Origin of the sequence: Streptomyces sp. NPDC004732 (assembly GCF_040609235.1) — a bacterium.
Taxonomy (GTDB): domain Bacteria; phylum Actinomycetota; class Actinomycetes; order Streptomycetales; family Streptomycetaceae; genus Streptomyces.
The window spans coordinates 486,277-501,471 of record NZ_JBEXJR010000004.1; the positions used below are offsets into that span (position 1 = coordinate 486,277).

13 protein-coding genes are annotated in these 15,195 nt (G+C 69.5%); 7 read left to right on the forward strand and 6 right to left on the reverse strand.

Features of this window, described 5'->3' with window-relative positions; all coding sequences use genetic code 11:
* Positions 1-118 precede the first annotated feature (118 nt).
* Positions 119-244 carry a hypothetical protein gene (locus ABZV77_RS14425; protein WP_356255369.1) on the forward strand — a complete coding sequence of 42 codons (126 nt, stop codon included), beginning with the start codon at positions 119-121 and terminating at the stop codon, positions 242-244.
* A 92-nt stretch (positions 245-336) separates the two neighbouring features.
* Here the strand turns inward: ABZV77_RS14425 and ABZV77_RS14430 are convergent, their stop codons facing one another.
* Positions 337-642: a DUF1330 domain-containing protein gene (locus ABZV77_RS14430; RefSeq protein WP_356255372.1), complete on the reverse strand. Its 306-nt coding sequence runs from the start codon at positions 640-642 to the stop codon at positions 337-339.
* Positions 643-830: 188 nt separating this feature from the next.
* Here ABZV77_RS14430 and ABZV77_RS14435 point away from each other — a divergent pair, with 188 nt between their 5' ends.
* Complete coding sequence (locus ABZV77_RS14435; protein WP_356255375.1) at positions 831-1,733, forward strand: LysR family transcriptional regulator; 903 nt, start codon at positions 831-833, stop codon at positions 1,731-1,733.
* Positions 1,734-1,939: 206 nt separating this feature from the next.
* Here ABZV77_RS14435 and ABZV77_RS14440 read toward each other — a convergent pair whose 3' ends face one another.
* Both ABZV77_RS14440 and ABZV77_RS14445 read right to left on the reverse strand, forming a co-directional pair.
* Positions 1,940-4,912 carry an NACHT domain-containing protein gene (locus ABZV77_RS14440; protein WP_356255378.1) on the reverse strand — a complete coding sequence of 991 codons (2,973 nt, stop codon included), beginning with the start codon at positions 4,910-4,912 and terminating at the stop codon, positions 1,940-1,942.
* Positions 4,913-5,158: 246 nt separating this feature from the next.
* Positions 5,159-6,064: an alpha/beta hydrolase gene (locus tag ABZV77_RS14445; protein WP_356256065.1), complete on the reverse strand. Its 906-nt coding sequence runs from the start codon at positions 6,062-6,064 to the stop codon at positions 5,159-5,161.
* Between the two features lie 1,095 nt (positions 6,065-7,159).
* Here ABZV77_RS14445 and ABZV77_RS14450 point away from each other — a divergent pair.
* From ABZV77_RS14450 to ABZV77_RS14460, 3 genes are all read left to right on the forward strand, one after another.
* On the forward strand, positions 7,160-7,714 hold the full coding sequence (locus ABZV77_RS14450; protein ID WP_356255381.1) for a hypothetical protein: 555 nt from the start codon (positions 7,160-7,162) through the stop codon (positions 7,712-7,714).
* A 141-nt stretch (positions 7,715-7,855) separates the two neighbouring features.
* Entirely contained in the window at positions 7,856-8,299 is a 444-nt protein-coding gene (locus ABZV77_RS14455; RefSeq protein WP_356255384.1) for a pyridoxamine 5'-phosphate oxidase family protein, read from the forward strand.
* A gap of 90 nt (positions 8,300-8,389) precedes the next feature.
* Positions 8,390-9,679 (forward strand): FAD-binding oxidoreductase, encoded by a 1,290-nt coding sequence (locus ABZV77_RS14460; protein ID WP_356255386.1) that lies wholly within the window; start codon positions 8,390-8,392, stop codon positions 9,677-9,679.
* A 45-nt stretch (positions 9,680-9,724) separates the two neighbouring features.
* On the opposite strand, the gene ABZV77_RS14465 is transcribed toward ABZV77_RS14460, so the two are convergent.
* The gene (locus tag ABZV77_RS14465) at positions 9,725-10,378 is read right to left on the reverse strand and encodes a GrpB family protein (protein WP_356255389.1); all 654 of its coding nucleotides are present in this window, start codon (positions 10,376-10,378) and stop codon (positions 9,725-9,727) included.
* A gap of 95 nt (positions 10,379-10,473) precedes the next feature.
* The gene (locus ABZV77_RS14470) at positions 10,474-11,382 is read right to left on the reverse strand and encodes a LysR family transcriptional regulator (RefSeq protein WP_356255392.1); all 909 of its coding nucleotides are present in this window, start codon (positions 11,380-11,382) and stop codon (positions 10,474-10,476) included.
* 109 nt (positions 11,383-11,491) lie between these two features.
* Between ABZV77_RS14470 and ABZV77_RS14475 the strand changes: the two genes are divergently transcribed.
* The gene (locus ABZV77_RS14475) at positions 11,492-13,102 is read left to right on the forward strand and encodes a bifunctional 3-(3-hydroxy-phenyl)propionate/3-hydroxycinnamic acid hydroxylase (protein WP_356255395.1); all 1,611 of its coding nucleotides are present in this window, start codon (positions 11,492-11,494) and stop codon (positions 13,100-13,102) included.
* A 65-nt stretch (positions 13,103-13,167) separates the two neighbouring features.
* Here the strand turns inward: ABZV77_RS14475 and ABZV77_RS14480 are convergent, their stop codons facing one another.
* Positions 13,168-14,199, reverse strand: a complete 1,032-nt coding sequence (locus ABZV77_RS14480) for a helix-turn-helix domain-containing protein (RefSeq protein ID WP_356255398.1) — start codon at positions 14,197-14,199, stop codon at positions 13,168-13,170.
* Between the two features lie 108 nt (positions 14,200-14,307).
* Between ABZV77_RS14480 and ABZV77_RS14485 the strand changes: the two genes are divergently transcribed.
* Positions 14,308-15,162, forward strand: coding sequence for a mycofactocin-coupled SDR family oxidoreductase (locus tag ABZV77_RS14485; protein WP_356255401.1), 855 nt, complete (start codon positions 14,308-14,310; stop codon positions 15,160-15,162).
* Positions 15,163-15,195: the final 33 nt, after the last annotated feature.

Genomic DNA, 15,195 nt, shown 5'->3' on the forward strand with positions numbered 1-15,195 from the left:
CACACGCCGGTCGGCGCCCCACTGGTGTCTTGAGCGCCTCGGCGGCGGCCGGTGCTGGGTCACCTCGTGCAGAGCGCTCCGGGCGTGAACTGTGGGCGCAGGCAAGGTACTTGGAGGCGTGCAGGCCCGACGGGTGACCGAGGGGCGGGAGCGTGGACACGCGCCGTCGGGGGCGGACACTGCCACCGAGTCCTACCGGCTCGGCCACATGAAGGTGGTGGCCGAGCGCGTCGAAGTCAGCTGACCGGCCGCTCGCCGCGCGGGATCTCTCCGGAGATGGCCTGTCGGGCAGGCCCGGGTGGGCCTGCCCGACGGTGTGCAGTGTGTGACACCCGGTCAGTTGATGCCTTCGATGATGCGGAAGTCGCGCTCGACGCCGTCGGGGAGGGCCACCAGCGCCTTCTGGTATGCCTCGCTCTCGTATGCCGCGACGGCCTGTTCAAAGCTGTCGAACTCGATCAGAACGACGCGTTGCGTGATTCCGGCCTCGTGGGCGACGACTCGACCGCCATGGGACGGGAGGCGGGACAGGACGCGCCCGCCCCCGGCCTGGACAGCCGGACCGGCCAGCTTGTCGTAGGCAGCCAGCCTCTCAGGGCCGGAATTGGCGGGGTAGACACTGACCCAGTAGCCCTTAGCCATGGAAACCTCCAGTGTTCGGCCGGACACGTCCGACTTCGAATTGACACTCAGATCGGCCGGTCCCGGCAACAGGCACTGCGGTCGGTTGAATCGTCATATGCGCAGGTTAGGGCTTGATCTGCGGCCGAGGGAAAGACCGGTATTGGATAGACTCAGAACGGATCGTTATCAATCGGCAGGGAGGGCACGTGGCGCCGGACACGGTGAGCCTGCGGTACTTCCTGGTGCTGGCGCAGGAGTTGAACTTCACCCGCGCGGCCGCCCGGATCGGTATCGCACAGCCCGCACTCAGCGCCCGGATGCGCCGGTTGGAGGCGGAACTCGGTACGGCCCTGCTGGACCGCAACACGCGTAGCGTCGTATTGACCACGGCCGGTGCGGCTTTGGTGGAGTCCGCGCCGTCCGCGCTGGCGGCGCTGGACCGGGCATGGGACACCGCCCGGAGCGCGGCGGCCGGTGAACTGGGCACGCTCCGCATCGGATACAGCCTCAGCGCCGGGGCGGAGACGGCACCGGCCCTGGTGGACAGGCTGATGCGCGGCACCAGCGGACTCGAGGTCGGCGCGGTCCCGATGGCGACACCGGAGATCTCCGCCGCGGTCGCCGACGGCCGCATCGATGCCGGGATCACCCGCGGTGAACAGCCGGGCCGTGGCGTGCGCCGGTTCCTGCTGCGGCGTGCGCGCATCGGGGTCCAGCTGGCGCAGCACCATCCGCTGGCCGAACACCCGGAGATCGAGATCGCCGACGCGGCCGCGTATCCGCTGCGACTCCCGGAGCGTGCAGCCAACCCCGTGATCCACGATCAGCTGTCCGCACTGTTCCGAGACATCCGACCACACCCCCGATTCCACACGCCCGCAGTCTCTTTCGACATGTCGCAGAGCGACCTGCGCGACGGGGTCACCCTCGCCCCGGCCGGAGAAGCCGCGGCCACGGTACAACCGGCCGGTCTCACCTGGCGACCGCTGCGAGGCGCGCCCAGCCTGACGATCCACCTGGTCCTCCCGCGCGAGCAGTCGCCGCTGCACCGCCGCGTCCGTGCCGCCGCCAAAACCCTGGCGCACGAGCTGCACTGGCTGCCGGACTGACGCGAGAGAGGCCAAGCGAGTCCGAAAGGTGGGTTCTCAGCGTGCTTCAGGTACCGGGAGGGACAGCCGCACGGTTGCGCAACCATGCTTCCTCTGTGGTGGTGAGATGCGGGTCGGCCAGCTTGGCTTTGAGCGTTTCCTGGACCCGCGGGGCGGGGTAGTTCCGCAGCCGTCCTGGATGGCTCGCAGAAGGTCGGGCTGGACCGTCACGGCGTGGGCACCGTGGCCCGGGGTTCTTCCTGCGGCGCTTCGGCGGCCGAGGCGAGTCGCTGCTGCATGCGCAGATGACGGAACTCGTAGTGCGCGCCGGACTGCCGTAGCACCCCCCTGCGGTGCGCTTCGTCGAGGAACGTCATGATCCGCCACGGCAGCCGCCCCGTCAGCGCCAGCCAGACACGGGCAACCGCCAGTTGCCCCCAAGCGGTCAGCGCGAGTGCGGCGGTACCCATCGGCACCCACATCTGCGCCGCGACATGGTCGAGCCCGCCCCGCGATGCGAACACCCAGGCCAGGACGACACACACCCCGCCCGTCATGACCGCCACAACCCCGGACCGGGACAGCGACGCCATGCGGTCCGTGCGCAGGGTGACCTGCGGATTGGCCGCCCGGATGAGGTCGGAGGGAGTGCTGAGTGCGCGGTAGAGACCCGAAGCAGGGCCGCCGATCAGCGAGATCAGGACTCCGCCCATGGCACCGGGGAGCAGGAACCGGTCGAGCGGGTGCCGGGCGGCGCTCTGAGCGAGCCAGGTCCGGGACGGCTCGGGTAGCTCCGGCAGCATGTTCACCGCGTCGGCCGCGGTATTGCCGTCGACGAGTATGCGCAGGTCGCCTTGGGCAACGCGGAAGGTCACCGGTGTGTCGAGCGACTCGCACTTCTGGCCGCAGCTCGGCGGGCGGCTGCCGTGCGGATACGCCGTGGGCCGGGCGCCCGCGTGTGAGTACACCAGGATGACGGGGATCTCCGTCGAGGACTCGACGGTGCGCACGCCGTCAGACGTTTCCTGGTGCGACCAGTTCCCGAGCCGCCTGCCGTCCAGGTCGGAGCCCCTCGAAGTCTCCACCGCGGAGAACACGCAGGCGACGGCGCCCACCGTCCCGCCTGCCGCCACTCCGACGAGCAGGCACACAGCCCAGCCGTGCAGCAGCCCGGTCACGAAACGCCGGGCGATACGCCCCTCACTGGCACTGGCACCGGCACCGGCACCGGCATGGGAAACGCCCGTCCGCGTCCCCCGTCGCCCCGCTGCCACCCACAGGCACAGCGCCGCGGTGAAGCACAGGGCGCAGGCCACCATCGGCCATGTGCCGAGGCCGTGCCCGAGCAGCCACGGCTCGACCATGACGAGCCCCGCCAGGGCGAGCAGGCCGCTTCCGGCCCGTGCCGCGAGCCGACCGGTGGGGCTGCCCGCCCAAGGCAGCCCGAGCGGCACCGCATGACGGGCAAGGCCCGCAACCCCGAAGTACAAGGCGATCAGTACGCCGAAGACCGCGCCCCCGAACAACTCCGCCACCCAGCCGTCCGTGACCGTGCCGAACTGCAGCCCGAACTGCACGGAGCCTCCCGTGAGGCCATACCCGAGGGTGGCCGCGGCGGCCGTCGCCATGCAGACCGTGAGCTGCCGGGACAGCGCCGTGCGCCCTTCGCGCCGCGCCGCCGAAACGGGCAGGAGCAGGGCAAGACCACCGGCGAATCCGACCAGGTTGCCGACCAGATTGGCCGCCAGCGACGGCTTGTCGTCGGAGACGAAGACGTCGCCTCCGACGCTGGAGAGCAGGATGGGGGCAGCCAGGACAAACGTGATCGCCTGCGCGAGCAGGGCGGGCGCCGCCAGCCGCAGCATCCGTGGCAAACAGAGATACAGCTCCCACCAGGCAAGCCGCTTGGAATCCCGCCGCTCCAACTCCAGGGCCAGCCACGCCAGCCAGCGCCTGGCGTCCGCGGCGCGCCACCGGGAGTCCCCGTCTTCGCCACCTTCGTCGCCGAACGCGGCCGGTACGAACGCGTCGAGGAGATGCTCTTCGATCCCGGCCACCGTCTCGAACCGAGGCTCATCGAGGAGCTCTTGCGGATCGCGGGACACATCGCCGTACACCGTGCGGGCCAGGGTCACCATGAGCGGGTTGGTCAGGATCTGCCGGAGCGCGTCGGCTGCCAGGGGGCGTGAGTCCTCCTGGAGGGCTTCCAACACCGGGGTCCACACCGTCGTGCGGCGCTCGCAGGGACCGCATAACGGACGCGCGGTGCGCTCCAGATATGACGTCGCCTCGGCGAACTCCAGCGGCAGCAGCTCAAGGACCTCCGCACCTGTGAGCACGTCGCTGCACGCGACCGTGGAGCGCCAGGACGTGGTCCGCGAGGTGACGAGCACCGGCATGCCGTCGTCCAGCTCGGCGTTGAGCCTGCGCATCGCGGTGCCGTACAACGCCGGGGGCAGCTCGTCGAAGCCGTCGAGGACGGGCGTGATCAGCCCCGCGTCGAGCAGCGCCCCGGCCAATGAGGTGCCGTCGGTGGTGGCCGCCAGCGGCCGGTACTCCGCCACGAGCCGCTCGCGGAGCCAGCTACGCAGCGGGGTGGTGCCCGGGTCCCAGGCCGCCAGGGGGAAGATGACGGGCACCGCCGTGCCGGACGTACGCTTCCTCAGCAGATCGAGCGTGCAGCACACGGCGAGCACACTCTTGCCCGAACCAGGGCTTCCGAGTACGACCATGCGCCTGGACGGCACCTCCTCGAAGGCCGGGGCGATCGACGTCAGACAGTTGCCGCCGGGCAGGGGTTCCGGCGCCGGGCCGCCACACCGGATGTTCCGTACGTCGTCCGCGAGCAGCCTGTCGGCCCACCGCCAGCGGACGTTCAGCGGCTTCGGGTCCTGCAGCCGCCGCAGCCGTGCCTCTTGCGCCCATTGGACCCGTACCGCCTCGGCGAGCGCATCCGCGGTCTGCCGCAGCACAGCGCCGAGATCCGGGGGCGTGTCCGGGCGACGCAGGATGTCCACCAGCAAGGCCACGACGGACACCATGACGCCGACCACGGACACGACGAACGCGGGCCCGTCGTACTGCACTTCTTCACCCTGCCCTCCGCCGACCTGGCGGAGCGTGATGGCCAGCACGACCAGCGCCGCACAGCCGACGCCGACCCACAGCCTGCGTCGTGTCCAGACTTCCCGCCCCCGCATGCCGTCCCCTCCGTACCCCTCGCCCCGTGTGGAACTGAGCGTTTCAAGGAGGAAGCACCTGGCGGCGGGGTAGTGCACTTCTGCTGTGGGGCGCGTAGTGGTGAACGGGGGAGCGTGTGCGGCGTGCGCGCGCTGGACGGAGCGTGTGGGTCACGGGCACGCTGGGCCCATCAGCACGCGGCGGCCGGTGCCTGAAAGGCAGAATGCCGTTCACCACTGCGTGGTGGTCACTCCGCCGGACAGAACTTAGCCCCGCTGCCCTGCAAGCGTGTCCAGGACGTCGGCAACCGGGGTGGGATCCAGCGGGCCGACATGTGACGCCCCGGGAAAATCGTGCACGCGGAAGCGGTTGCCGGGTGTGGACGCGTCGGCTTCCGCGATCATTCTGTCCTGGAGCGCGGTGGCGATCGTACGGTCCTTGCCGAAACGCAGGTACGTGCGGGGAATGCGTCCCCAGTTGCCGGGTCGGCCGACCGCTCGGCCCGCATAGGCGGCGACGGGCTCATCGGTCTGCATGCCGGCCAGCATCCGGCGGAAGTCGGCGTCGGGGTGGTCCGCGCAGATCATCTCCTTCAGGAGGGCCAACTCACCGCGGACACCCGTACGGAAGTTCAGCCGCAATACCCCGAGCCGGTCCGGGTCACCCACCGTCAGCTCCACCGGGCTGACGGCGTTCGCGTTCTCGGGTGCCGCCGTGCAGGCGTCCGCCGTGGGCAGGACGCGGCTGGGGCAGAAGGCCGCCATGTAGCAGATGTGGTGAAGCAGGTGCGGGACGGCCTCACCGACACGGCTGACCGACACGCCACCCAGGCTGTGCCCGACCAGCACCACCGGGCCGTTCCGTGCGGCCTGCCGCACGATGCCCGTGACGCGCTCCTCGTAGTCGTCCAGCCCGAGGCCCTTCAGCGGGGAGGGTTCGACCGCCATCGCTGTGAGGTCCTGCCGCTGGTACGACTCCGCCACGAAAGCCTCCGCGCCGTGCCGCGGCTGGTCCACCATGACGACGCGGTGGCCGCGCAGCACCAGTTCCCGCGCAATCGGCATCCAGAACGCGCCGGCGCTGTGGGTACCGTGCACCAGCACGTACGTGACGATCCCGCGACGCGGGGCCGCCGTAGCCGGAGAGGTTCCGAGCCCGGTGGCCAGCGCCATGCCCCCCACCGTGAGTCCCAGCCCCCGCAGCGCCGTCCGCCGGGTGGCACCTTTTCGTTCTTCGCTCGTGTCCTTCATCATGAACACAACGCTATGAACGGCCCGTTCGGCCCACCAGTGGTCCAGCACCCCCACAAGGGTGGACCCAGAACCACCGCCACCCTGCCGCGCGGCTCGCAGGGTCCGCCCCGCGCGCCGCGCGCGACCGGACCGTCCGGACTCCCCGAACCGCCCCCGCAACCGCAGTTACTTGACGTCAGAGCCGAACCGTTAGGAGGGGCGGGACGATCAGGTGCCGCGCCCGATGCTCTGCCGCAGCCGTCACCGCGTAGCTGGCGGCCCCTTCCGACCTTGCAGGCCGATCCAGGTCCTCCCGACAAGCCGCGCACCGAGGGCACGCGGGATCGAAGTCGGGGAGCAGCTCCGAGTGCTCGCGCGCCATGTGCCGACTGAGAGCCAGCTGAGCAGACAGCCCCGAGTCGAACGGGTCGTGATCCATCGTCCGTGGCATGGTCAGCGCGGCTTCCGCGACAGCCTCTCTGACGTTGACCATCCGCTGGTAGAGGCTTGTGCACTGGTCACAGGCCATGAGCCACGCCGGTGGAACGGGCCACAGCTCGCCCTCGTTCAAGTCATCCTTCGCCATGGGCCGAGCCTAGGTCGGATGACCGGGGCGGTGGGTCGCTTCAAGGCAACAGCGCGGACTGTTGGACGGCATCGTGCGCTCCTGGAACAGGTTGGCGGCTCGTCGAACGGCCCCCTGGGCTTGGTTTGCTGTCTCGCACATCTGACGCACGCCGGTCGACGTGGAAGTGGGAGTGGTGTGCCGCACCAAGTCGAAGGACTGCGTCCATCAGCACTGCGTAGGCGTCTCTGCGGTCGACTAGGACGAGGACACGTCTTCCCTGGACCCGCCGAAGCCCCTCCCGTCGGCCGTGCGCGGACCGCCAGCCGACGCCCCAGGACGCCCAGGAACCCGCCCCCGACCCCTGACCTACGGCCGTTGAATTGTCGGCCTTCTCATCCCGGCCTTCCCGCCACGACAACCGACAGGCAATGATCTGCCGGACAGTGTGGACCCGGGGAGGGAACCTCGTGAACGACCCGGAACAGCGGTGGTCATCTTGGCGCAGCCGCGAAATCCTCATCCGTGAGGCGGGCGATGCCGCGCCCATACCGTTGGAAATCCGCGGAGTGTTCGGAGTGCGGCTCGACGCATACATCGTCCGGCGCACGGAGGTGACACAGGAAGCGGGATACGGCTCCACTCTCTCGGGTATGCAACGCCACCGGTTCGTGCTGCCGTCGGATTTCAATTCGCTCCGGCTGTTCCGCCACAGCGGCAAGGCGACTTTCACGGGGGTCGGCGGTTGGCAGGTGAGGCGGTTGGCCGAGCAGGACGTCGAGTTCGTCGTCGGTGAGATGTCCGGTGAAGGGCCGTGGGTGCTGCGGGTCGCCGAAGGCGCGAAGAAGCGGCTTCGCATCACGTGGAACAAGGGGCGGTACGCGGGGGCGTTGACGCTCTTCGGCCCTGCTTTCGGCGCAGGCAAGGAACTGTCCGCGCCGAACCACACGCACGAGACCATCAGTGTCACCGGGCCCGGATACCTCCTGTTGCACGCTCAGCACTGGAGCCTCACCACCGACTGAACGCACCAGCCCCAACTGGCGGCCTCTCATGACACGGACGCTGACGCGCTCTCCGGAAGGGGGTCGGGTTGGTGCCGTCCTCCCCGGAGGTTGGTCGTAGGTCGGTGGTGCAGTGATCGGTGGTACTGGAAGATTCGTGAGGTGGAATCTTCTCGTTTTGATGTGGACGCGTTCCTGCAGCAGCCGCTCATCGCTCACATCGCGACGGGCGGGCCTACGGTGCGTCCTGTCTGGTTCCTCTGGGATGAGGGAGCCTTCTGGATCCTGACAGGTCCTTGGACCCGCTTGTTCGTCCGTGTGAAGGAGGACCCGAACGTCGCCCTGGTGGTCGACGAGTGCGACCTCGCGACGGGGCGTGTCCGGCAGGTGATCGCTCGGGGCCAGGCCGAGCTCGTGCCCTTTGACGTGCCGCGGGGACGGCGCAAGCTTGCCCGCTATCTCGGTGCGGACGAGGCTTTGTGGGATGAGCGTTTCGTGCGCTATCTGCACGATGATCCGGGCGAGCGAGGCACGACGTGGCTGCGTTTGATGCCTGCCTCGCTCACCGCGACTGATCTCAGTTACTCCGTGGCGTCGTTCCTCTAGCTCCTTGGCGCGGGCGGCTTCGGGATGACGCGTTCTGTCACGTCGTTGCCGATCACGAGAGACTGCCCCGCAACCAGAATGAGGAGCGCCATGGTGCATGACGTCATCGTTGTCGGAGCAGGCATGTTCGGATCGGCTGCGGCGAAGTACCTCAGCCGTGCCGGGGCCGACACCCTGATCGTCGGGCCCGCCGAGCCCGAGCGCCTCGCTGCGGCCGGACTGCCGGAATTCGGTGCCCACTACGACGAGTCGAGGATCGCCCGCTGTCTGGGCTGGGACCGGTTCTGGGGCACTGTGGACACGCGCTCGACAGCCCGTTACCGGGACATCGAAGCCGAGTCGGGGATCGGCTTCTTCACCGAATGCGGGTCCCTCGCGCTTGTCTCCGCCGCACAGAGCGAACGTACTGGGGCCATGCTGAGGGCTGCCGGGGACGACGGCGTCGTCGTGGCACGCATGCGGGCCGAGGAACTTCGTCGGGAGTTCCCTGCGCTTCGAGCGCCGTCACTGACCGGCGGTGTCGAAGGACTCCTGGAACGCAAGGACGCCGGTCGCCTCGATCCTCGCCGATTGGTCGCAGCACAGTTGGAGCTTGCGCTCGTCTCAGGAGCCCGTCTGGTCCGGGGCACGGTGACGTCCTTGCGTCGGCCGGAGCGGGCGGGGCACTGGCAGGTATGGGTAGCGGAGGACGGCTGCGGCTCATACGCCGAGGCCAAGGCGGTGCTTTTCGCCACCGGGTCACTGATCAACCACAGCGCCGCCCTGCCCGCACGGCACGCGGTCGACCTCCAGGTCTTCACCGAACCCAATCTGCTCTTCGAGGTCGCCGATGACCACCTCGACAGGCTGCGCCACCTTCCCACCGTCGTGACCATCGACCCGGACGACACCGGCAACGACAACCTGTCGACCTACTTCATCCCGCCCCTCCGCTACCCCGACGGGAAGTGGTACGTACGCATCGGCCCGGGAATGCAGCCGATCGTCCGCGAACTGCGTACCACGGAGGAGATCCACTCCTGGTACGCCCAACAGCGCATCACCAAAGTGCAGTTGGACTTCCTGACCCACATGGCGCGGCTGCTGCTGCCCGGCCTGGAACCTGTCTCCGTACGTGAGGCGTGCTGCGTCGTCGACAAGACCCGGACCAGGTACCCGTACGTCGGGCACCTGGATGCCGACCGGACCCTGGCGGTCGCGGTCGGCGGCAACGGGCACGGTGCACGCGGCTCCGATGAGATCGGGCGCCTCGCTGCGAGCGTCGTACTCGGCGAGCCCTGGGACTTCCCCATCTCTCAGGAGACGTTGGCCCCCGTGTCGGCGCGACCCGACGGAACGCGCCGTGCCGGATATCTGCAGCCGCCCTTCGGACTCTGCTGACGGCGCCGCTCGTACGGTGCTCGTTCGGTACTCGTGTGGTACTCGTCATGTGGGCGTGGGGCATGACGCTGTGTGCAGTGGCCATGGTCCGGCATCTGTGAAGTTCTCGGCCATCGCGCGTTCCATGATGTCCGCGACCACCTCGGACTTGGCGTCGGCGTAGTTCTGTACGTACTCCCAGGTCTGCTGGGCCAGGAGGCGTTTGGTGTCGCCGTAGAGCTTGCGGTCGTCGCTGTGATGGCGCAGGCGGTCGCGGAAGAGCAGCATGCGGTCGGCCTCGGGGCAGCCCGCTGACAGGACGTGCAGGTTGGCCGTTTCGGCACTCGGGTCGAGGTCGTACTTGCGCAGGACGCGGTGCTCGTACCAGTCGGGCTCGCGGATGACGAGTTCGAAGCCGAGTTCTTCCAGGGCGGACAGGTAGGAGGCCTCGGCGGCGGAGTCGGGGACGGTCAGGAGTATGTCGATGACCGGCTTGGCGGGGAGGTCCGGCACGGAAGTGGAGCCGACGTGCTCGATCCGGTGCTCGATGTGGGCTAGGCGCTCGTGCATTCGGGCGGATTCCCGCTCGAAGACCGAAGGCCACTGGGGGTCGTAGTCGCGCACGGTGACCTGGCCGTTGAGCTTGGGCGGGGCGGTGAGGTGGGCTGCCTCGATCTCCTCGGCGGACATGGAGGTGCGCGGGATCTGCTGCTCGGGCATGGGGGTGGCTCCTGTCTTCGAGGTTCAGGGCATTTGTTGCTGTCGCTGGATGGAACCGGGACTGAGCTGCTGCATCTTAGGCGGCAGCCCCTTGCTCACCGCGGCAGCCGGGCAGCCTCCAGCACATGGTGGCGGAGCCATCGCGACGCCGGATCGTCATCGACGCGGCGGTGCCACCGCAGTTCGATGTCCGCGGAGGGGAGTTCCAGGGGCACCTTGTGCCACCGGAGGGGAACCTGTCGTTCGACGAGATGTTCCGCCACGACCTGCGGGCCGAGGCAGATGAAGTCTCCCTCCAGAGCCATCAGGGCCGCCACGGCGAACGAAGGGACGACCGCGACCACGCGGCGGGCGCGGCCCAGGCGTTGGAGCGCGTCGTCCAGGGGGCCGTGCGCAAGACCACGGCGGGAGGCGGAGATGTGCGGATGAGCGCACAGGTCGTCCACCGTGAGCCGCGCGGCCCTGCCCAGGCCGGAGTGGGCCGCCACCACTGCGACGAAGTCGTCGCAGAACAGGGTCCGTGAGCGCACGTCCGGCGGAGGTGGGTCGGCGACGCCGATGTCGAGGTCCAGTGAGCCGTCGCGCAGTTGATCGGGTTCCTTGGAATCCTGGGCCACGAACCGCAGGCGGACGTCGGGTGCCTCGGCGGCGATGCGGTGGGTGAGGCGGGGCGCGAGAACGGGACTGAGCCCGTCGTTGATGCGGACGGCGAAGGTGCGCCGCCACGAGCGCGGGTCGCTCCCGGCGGGGTCCATCCGGAGCTCGGCCGCGGCATCCAGCAGCGCCTTGGCCTTGGCGGCCGACTGCAGCGCGAACGGGGTGGGCACGAGGCCCCGGCCCGCGCGCACCAGGATCTCGTCGTTCATCGCTCGTCTCAGCCTGCCCAGGGCTCTGCTCGTGGCCGGGACGGAGAGATGCAGGCGTAACGCGGCCGCGGACACGCTGCCGGTGTCCATCAACGCGTCGAACACGCGCAACAGGTTCAGGTCCAACTGCTCCGGCACACAGGCCCCTTCGTTTGCGTCTGACGCAATCCACAAGTGCAAAATGTGCATTAGACATCAAAACAGGAGCGTTCGACAATCGTCTCCTCACTCCTGAGGAGATGTCGAAATGACGGACAACAACAGGCGGACGGACAACAACAGGCGGACGGACAACAACAGGCAGTACGAGAGCGCCAGTCGCGCCGATGTCGCCATCGTCGGCTGCGGGCCCGTCGGGATGACGCTCGCTGCCCTCCTGGGCAGGGCCGGGCACTCGGTCGTCGTACTCGAACGACACTCCAGCCTCTACGGACTTCCGCGCGCCGCCAGCCTCGACGGCGAGACCATGCGTACGCTCCAAGGGCTGGGCCTCGCCGACGAGTTGGCGCACCATCTGCGGGCGCAGGACGCGTACGAGTGGCGGAACGCGGCAGGTGACCTCCTCATCCGGCAGGAGTTCCGGGACGTCGGCGCCAGTGGTTGGGCCGATCTCTATCTGTTCCATCAGCCGACCCTGGAGGCGGCGTTGCACTCGCTGTGCGCGTCGCTCCCGAACGTCGACATCCGCCTGGGCGCGAAGGTCACCGGCCTGGCCCAGGACCGTGACGGGGTCACATTGGATCTGGCGGACGGCACGTCCCTCGGGGCGCGCTACGTGGTCGGCTGCGATGGCGGCAACAGCTTTGTGCGGGGCGCCCTCGGCATCGACCAGGACGACCTCGGCTTCTCCGAGCCCTGGCTGGTCTGCGACTTCGCGCTCCGGCGGCCCGCAGCCGAACTGGGGCTGCCGTCGATGCTGCAGATCGGCGATCCCGAGGAACCGACCACCATCATCACCACCGCGGCCGGGCACCAGCGGTTCTGCTATCTACTTGATGCGGATGATGCCGAGGATGCCGACGATGACGGCGACTTCGAGCGAGCCCGTGCGGCGGACCGGGTGTGGTCCCGGGTGGGCCGTTACCTCTCCCGCGACGACGCCGACATCGTCCGCACCGCCACGTACACCTTCCAGTCGCTCGTCGCGAGGCGGTGGCGGGTGGGCCGTGTCCTGCTCGCCGGGGACGCCGCACACCAGATGCCGCCCTTCCTGGGGCAAGGGCTGTGCTCGGGTATACGGGACGTACGCAACATCGCCTTCAAGGTGGATCTCGTACTGAGGGGCGAACAGGGAGCCGAGGTGCTCGACACCTATCAGAGCGAGCGGGAGCCGCATGTGCGCGGCGTGACGGCCACAAGCATGCAGCTGGGGCGCCAGCACACCTTGCGGGACCCCGCCCTCGTCCGGGAACGCGACGTCACACTGATGGCCCGTCGAGCCGCCCTCCAGGAGCCGGAGCGGATTCGGCTGCCCGACCTCGGCCCCGGCCTGCTCGCCTCCGGCGGAGGGCGGTTGTCGGTGCAGGGGCGGGTGAGTGACGGCCGACGGACCGGGCTGCTGGACGATGTCGTCGGTGGAGGCTTTCGTCTGCTGGTCGCCGAGCAGGCTCTGCGTCGGGTGAGTCCGGCCTCGCTCGCCTCGCTCGGTGAGCTGGGCGTCACCGTCGTGGGCCTCGGAGCCTCCGCCGCCGGAGCCGTTCTCGCCGACCTGGACGGCACCCACCTGCGGTGGCTGTCCGACATCGGCGCCACCGCTGCCGCCGTACGCCCCGACAACTACGTCTACGCGGCCGGGCCGGACGCGGGCACGGTGGCCGACCGGCTGCTGGCGGCCCTCGTTCCCGATCTGTGTGCGTGAGGGCCCCGGCGATCTGTGCGCGTGAGGGCCCCGGCGCGGGGCATGTGCAGTGCCGCCCGCAGCGGTCAGCTCGTTGCGGCAGGCAGGTGGGGGCGGCGGGCCGTGCCGGTGCCGCGGGAGCGTAACTCCAGTGCGCGCAGGACGAGTTCCGTGGCGAAGCGGTGGTCCGGCGAGGCCAGCAGGTCGCCGAAGGCCTTCTCCAGGTTGCGCAGCCGGTAGCGGACCGTCTGCGGGTGCAGGTGGAGCAGCTCGGCCATCTGTACGACGTTGCCGCGGGTGTCGAGCCACGCCCGCAGGGTGTAGATCAGGCGGTCGCGCTGGTTGGCCGTGAGGCCCACGAGGGGAGCGAGCTGGCGTTTGGCGAGCGCCGTGACCAGGCCGGGGTCGGCGAAGAGGGAGAGCGTCACCAGGTGGTCCTCGCAGTGGATGAACGCGTCGCCCTCCAAGACGCCCGCCTCTGCGAGGCTCAGGGCTCTTCGGGCCCAGCGCAGTGACTCCGCGGCGTCCGCGAGCGGCACGGTCAGCCCGACGGCCGCGCGGATGGTGTGCGGGGCCGCGCGCATGAAGGCGCGGCGGTGCTCGTCGACGGCCCCGGGGATCAGGGCGCGCGGGTGCGGCGAGTTCAGGTCGAGCAGGACGTCCTCGGACATCGCGCCGCGTTCCGGCCTGCCGTCCGCGCTGAACGCGATCGGTGTGACCTCGTCGGGCAGCTGCCACTTGGCGCGCTCGGCGAGTTCGACCAGGGTCGCCCGCGGCGTGGCCACGTCCGACAGCAGGTGCTCCAGGAGCCGCTGCCGCTGGATGTCCTGGCCTTCCTCCATCTCCGCGCGGGCCTCCTGATAGCCCTCGCGGGAGACCTCTATCAGCTTGTCCACGTACGCAAGCAGGGCGTCGGCGAAGGAGAGCATCAGACCGGCGGGCAGGTTGAGCCGCCGGAGTACGCGCTTGGCGCGGTGGAGGGCGAGCCGGGCGCCGAGCCGGAAGATCGCCTGCATGGTGTCGAGACTGCGGCCCTCGTAGGCCTCGAATCGCCCGAACATGCGGCACACCTTGTCGCGTTGGACGGTGGAGGCGTCCGGGGCGGCGACCTGGTCCACGAAGTTCGTCAGATTGTGCTCGACAATGAGATGGACGGCTCGGGAATAGGGGCCGTCGAGGAGGCCCGCTCCCTGGCCAGTCGGACCGCCGCGCGGTACACCACGAACATGACCCACGGAATCCCCGATGACGAAGCCCGGAGGCCGAAGGGACGTCTTGCGGGCAAGGTGGCCTTCGTCACCGGCGCGGCCGGAGGACTCGGCCGCAGCCACGTACGACGGATGGCGGAGGAAGGCGCCGACCTGGTCATCGTGGACATCTGCCGGTCGGTCGACACCGTGCCCTACCCGCAGTCGACGCCGGAAGAACTGTCCGAAGCGGTCGAGGAGGTGCGGTCGTTGGGCCGCCGCGTCGTGGCGCGGCAGACGGACGTACGCGACCGGGACGCCCTGCAGGAGGCGTACGACGCCGGGCTCGCCGAGTTCGAGCGGATCGACGTCGTCGTCGCCAACGCCGGTATCGCGCCGCTGCTTGTGGAGGACAGGGTGCAGGCGTGGCACGACGCCATCGACATCAATCTCACCGGCACCTTCCACACCATCGAGGTGGCCATTCCGTCGATGATCGACGCGGAGCAGGGCGGTTCGATCGTCATCGTCAGCTCCACCGCGGGCCTGGTCGGCATCGGCGGGGCCAGCAACGGGGGCCTGGGCTATGCGGCGTCCAAGCACGGTGTGGTCGGGCTGATGCGCACCTACGCCAACAACCTCGCCCCGCACAGCATCAGGGTGAACTCCGTGCACCCCACCGGCGTGGCCACCCGCATGGTCGCCGACCCGGCCATGGTCGAGTTCGTCGCCCAGGACCCGATGCTGTCCGAGGGGGCGCCCAACGCCCTGCCGGTGGACACGATCGAACCGGAGGACGTGGCCAACGCGGTCCTGTGGCTCGCCTCGGACGAAGCCCGCTACGTCACCGGCGTCACGCTGCCCGTCGACGCCGGATTCATCAACCGCCGTTGAGCGCCGAGCCGCCCGATCTCGAGATGGAGCGCC